At 63.4% G+C, this 4,657-nt stretch carries 4 protein-coding genes and 1 pseudogene; all 5 read left to right on the forward strand.

Annotated elements, in window-relative coordinates; translation table 11 throughout:
- Positions 1-137 precede the first annotated feature (137 nt).
- Positions 138-926, forward strand: coding sequence for a tyrosine-type recombinase/integrase (locus UP10_RS00015; RefSeq protein ID WP_245321630.1), 789 nt, complete (start codon positions 138-140; stop codon positions 924-926).
- A 7-nt stretch (positions 927-933) separates the two neighbouring features.
- Positions 934-1,143: pseudogene (locus UP10_RS46585) on the forward strand (DUF5372 family protein); the annotation flags it as partial.
- A gap of 55 nt (positions 1,144-1,198) precedes the next feature.
- On the forward strand, positions 1,199-1,378 hold the full coding sequence (locus UP10_RS00020) for a hypothetical protein (protein ID WP_044585412.1): 180 nt from the start codon (positions 1,199-1,201) through the stop codon (positions 1,376-1,378).
- Positions 1,359-3,416 carry a recombinase family protein gene (locus UP10_RS00025; protein ID WP_044585413.1) on the forward strand — a complete coding sequence of 686 codons (2,058 nt, stop codon included), beginning with the start codon at positions 1,359-1,361 and terminating at the stop codon, positions 3,414-3,416. Before UP10_RS00020 ends, UP10_RS00025 begins: the two co-directional genes overlap by 20 nt.
- Positions 3,417-3,583: 167 nt before the next feature.
- On the forward strand, positions 3,584-4,657 hold a 1,074-nt coding region (locus tag UP10_RS00030), incomplete at its 3' end, for an IS91 family transposase (protein ID WP_044585414.1).

The raw sequence follows: 4,657 nt of genomic DNA on the forward strand, positions 1-4,657 counted from the left end.
ATGGAAAGGGACATACGGTCTAAACCGCTCGCGCGGTAGGGCGCTGCGGCAGGCATACGGCCGAGAGGATAGCGCAACGGGGCGTCCTGTCTTGAGATGAGGGGTTCGCAACCTTCACCCAAGACAGGAGCATCCCCATGACCGACGAGGCAGGAAGCCCGTTGCGCCGGCGCATGATCGAAGACATGACGATCCGCAAGTTAGCGCCAAAGACCCAACATGACTACGTGCAAAGGATCAAGAACTTCGCGGCGTTTCTCGGACGATCACCGGATACGGCTGACTTCGAGGACGTGCGGCGCTATCAGTTGCACCTGGCGGCGAGCGGCGTTGGCGTGCCGACCCTCAATCAGACCGTATCGACGCTGCGGTTCTTTTTTAAGGTCACGCTCAGACGTCACGAGATCGTCGAACACACCCATGTCATTCATGAGGCGCGCAAGCTGCCGTTGGTGCTCAGCCCCGAGGAAGTGGCGCGGCTGCTCGATGCCGCACCCGGGCTGAAGTACAAGGCGGCGCTGAGTGTGGCCTATGGCGCCGGCCTGCGCGCCACCGAGGTGGTCTCGCTCAAGGTCTCCGACATCGACAGCAAGCGGATGATCATCCGCGTCGAGCAAGGCAAGGGCGGCAAGGACCGTAACGTCATGTTATCGCCGCACCTGCTCAACGTGCTGCGCGCCTGGTGGAAGGCGGCGCGTCCGCAGGGCTGGCTCTTCCCGGGTCGCGATCCGGCCCAGCCGATGACCACGCGCCAGCTCAACCGCGCCTGTCAGGCGGCTGCGCAAATGGCTGAGATCAACAAGCGCGTCTCGCTGCACACCCTGCGGCACAGCTTCGCCACCCACCTGCTCGAACAGAACATCGACGTCCGCGTCATCCAGGTGCTACTCGGAACAGCGACATACTGCCCGCGAACAACAGACTGAAGCACGCATCACCTACAGATTTCATCCTCGCTTTGGCGAGACGGTAGGTGTCAGGCGACGGCTTGAGCGAGGCGGGGCCGCGTTTCTCGTTGTGCACCAACTTGACGACACCTTTGCCTGCCTCCCGGCGTGGATGACTGACGAGGCTGCGTCCCGATTCCAAATCGGCAGTGAGCCGCGTTTTCTCCTTGATGTTCTTCGCTCCCTCCGCAACGAGGTCGATGCGCTTCTAGGCTTTCTGGCGGCCGAATCAAAAACGGAGCGACCAGAGAATGACGCACCGATTCGAGAATCTCCAGCCAAGCTTGTTCCAGACCGAGCCGTGCGTCGAGCTGCATGCAGCTCGAAAGAACGAGCTCGCGACGGTCATCGAGGTGCTGCTGCGCGAGATCGCAGCCGCGTTGGCAAAGGCGGCAAGCGGGGGAAGCGGCGATGACCAAGATCACGACTGAGCATCTCGCCCGCAGCGCCTGCGTCTATATCCGGCAATCGACAGCAGACCAGCTCGCGCATAATCATGAGAGCAGACGGCGCCAATATGGCCTCGTCGATCGCGCCAAGCAGCTTGGCTGGAGCAACGTCGAGGTCATCGACGACGACCTCGGCCGCTCCGGTGGCGGCATCGCGCGTCCTGGCTTCGAGCGGCTGCTGGCAACGATCTGTGACGGCCGTGTCGGCGCTGTACTCGCGATCGAGGCGTCGCGTCTTGCCCGTAATGGCCGTGACTGGCATACCCTGATCGAGTTCTGTGGATTAGTCGGCACGCTCATCGTCGACGAGGACGGAATCTACGATCCTCGACATCCCAACGATCGGCTGCTGCTCGGTATGAAGGGCACGATGAGCGAGCTTGAACTCTCGATGTTCCGTCAGCGCTCGCAGGAAGCGCTGAAGCAGAAGGCGCGCCGCGGCGCGCTGGTCCTTGGTGTCGCCGCCGGCTATGTGAAGATCGGTCGCGATCGCATAGAGAAGAATCCTGACAAACGCGTGCAGGACGCACTGCAGCTGGTCTTCACCAAGTTCGCCGAGCTGCAAAGTGCACGACAGGTGCACATCTGGCTGAGAGATGAGGGCATCGAGCTGCCGGTCAAGTCGCGCCAAGGCGAGGCGCACGGCGTCGTGTGGCGACTGCCGGCCTACAACATCGTGCACAACATCCTGACCAATCCGATCTATGCAGGTGCCTACGCGTTCGGGCGCACGACGAGCCGTGTGAGTGTCAAAGGTGGGCGCAAGCATGTCCGGCGTGGTGTGCAAAAGCCCATGGCCGAATGGGATGTCTTGATCAAGGATCACCACGGGGCCTATATCACCTGGGACGAGTTCGAGCGCAACCTCCGGGTAATCGCTAACAATGCGACCGGCATGAGCAGCGCACTCGCTCGCGGAGCAGCTCGTAAAGGCGAGCTGCTGCTGCCCGGACTGCTGCGCTGCGGCCACTGCGGCCGCAAGCTCCATGTGCACTACAGCGGCAAGATCGGCCGCTACAATTGCTACGGTGCGCGTACGAACCACGGTGCCGCGCGCTGCATTTCGATCAGCGGATTGAGCATCGATACGGCGATTAGTAACGAGGTCCTGCGCGTTCTGAGGCCGCTCGGCATCGAGGCCGCACTCAAAGCGATCGAGGCGCAATCTGGCACGACGACGGCGGCCGAGCGCCAGTTGGAGCTGTCGCTACAGCAGGCGCGCTACGAAGCCGCGCACGCGCGCCGACAGTACGACGCCGTCGACCCCGCAAACCGTCTGGTCGCCGGCGAGTTGGAGCGCCGCTGGAACGAAGCATTGCAGGCTGTCGCTAGGGTCGAAGGAGAGATCGCCGCCCTGATTGCGCGTCGTCCGCCGCCGCTCGGCGAGCCGGAGCGCCAGCAATTGATGGCGCTCGGTGCTGATCTGGAGCGCGCCTGGTTGCATCCCGCTGCAACGGCCGCAACGCGCAAGCGTATCCTTCGCGCGGCACTTACGGAGATTGTCGTGCGCAAGGACGGCGCAATCATCCATGCGGTCCTGCACTGGCAAGGCGGCGACCATACCGAGTTGCAGGTGAAGCAGCGCCTGAATGCGGCCGGCCGGCACAATCCCCGCATCCCCGACGACACGATCGCGCTGGTGCGTGAGCTGGCGCGGCTGATGCCCGATCGGCAGATCGCGCGCCTGCTCAATCGGACCGGCGTTGAGACCGGGCACGGCAATGCTTGGACGCAGGAACGCGTGTGCGGCTTCCGTAATCATCACGACATCGCCGTCTTCCGCGACGGCGAGTGGGCGGAGCGCGGCGAGATTACGCTCGAAGCGGCAGCAAAACTCATCGGCGTCTGCAAGATGACGGCGTTGCGTATGCTTCGCCGCGGCGACATCAAAGGCCGACAAGCTTGCGCGGGCGCGCCTTGGGTGATCAGGGCTGAGGACTTGGCAGGCTTCGCCCGCGGAAAGCGTCAAAAACCTCCGCTAACACAAAATGTCACCCAGCAAGTCTTTGACTTTCAATGAGTTAGCCGAGGTGCATTATGACTCATGACTACTCGGTCACGCCAGGCTCGATACCACGGCACTCTATACCCGCGTCGCCACCAAGACGATCAGCGAGGTCATGAGCCCGCTGGAGCACATCGCGCTCAAGCTCAAGGAGATCCGGCCGCCCGGCTGACCCGGCGCACATGTCGCGCCCGGCCCTGGAGGTTGCGGATATCTTCCGCGACCGTGGACCGGCATGGCGCAAGGCCCATGCCGGCCATGTCAGCCTCGAGCAGCTAAAGGTGATGTCGGCGATCGAGCGCTGTCGCACGGCGGAACTCGGTGGCCATGTCGCGCGCTGCGAGGACTGCGCCTATACCACCATCGCCTACAACTCTTGCCGCAACCGCCACTGCCCGAAGTGCCAGGGTGCCGCCGCCAAGCAATGGCTCGCCGACCGCGAAGCCGAGCTGTTGCCGGTGCCGTACTATCACGTCGTGTTCACGCTGCCTGCGGCCATCGCCGACATCGCCTACCAGAACAAGGCCGTCCTCTACGATCTCCTGTTCAAGGTTTCGGCCGAGACCATGCTGACGATCGCCGCCGATCCGAAGCATCTGGGGGCCAGGATCGGCATCACCTCCGTGCTGCACACCTGGGGCTCGGCGCTCACCCATCACCCGCATGTCCACATGATCGTGCCGGGCGGCGGCATCTCGCCCGACGGCCAGCGCTGGGTGTCCTGCCGGCCGGGGTTCTTCCTCCCCGTGCGCGTGCTCTCGCGCCTGTTCCGGCGACTGTTCCTGCGACTGTTCCTGGAGAAGCTCGTCGCGGCCCACCAAGCCAACCGCCTGAGCTTCTTCGGCGACCACATCCATCTGGCCGATGCACAATCCTTCGCGGCTTATCTCGCGCCGCTGCGCAAGGCCCAGTGGGTCGTCTACGCAAAGCGCCCGTTCGGTGGCCCTGAGGCAGTGCTGGCCTATCTGTCGCGCTATACCCACCGCGTCGCCATCGCCAACGGCCGCTTGATCACCAGCGACCAGCGGGGTGTCACCTTCAAATGGAAAGACTACCGCATCGAGGGCCGCAATCGCTACAAGCAGATGACGCTCGCCACCTTCGAGTTCATCCGCCGCTTCCTGATCCACGTGCTGCCAAAAGGCTTGCATCGCATCCGCCACTACGGCCTATTCGCCAAAGGCTCGCGCGCCGACAACATCGCACGCACCCGTGAGCTGCTCGCCATTGCAAAACAGGAAGGCCAACCCACCGCT

The sequence above is a fragment of the Bradyrhizobium sp. LTSPM299 genome (genome assembly GCF_000938235.1).
Taxonomy (GTDB): Bacteria; Pseudomonadota; Alphaproteobacteria; order Rhizobiales; family Xanthobacteraceae; genus Bradyrhizobium.

Bases quoted from the DNA above. Each gene is read 5' to 3' on its own strand.
- UP10_RS00015 (WP_245321630.1), top strand. From the start codon at position 138: ATGACCGACGAGGCAGGAAGCCCGTTGCGCCGGCGCATGATCGAAGAC.
- UP10_RS00025 (WP_044585413.1), top strand. From the start codon at position 1,359: ATGACCAAGATCACGACTGAGCATCTCGCCCGCAGCGCCTGCGTCTAT.
- UP10_RS00020 (WP_044585412.1), top strand. From the start codon at position 1,199: ATGACGCACCGATTCGAGAATCTCCAGCCAAGCTTGTTCCAGACCGAG.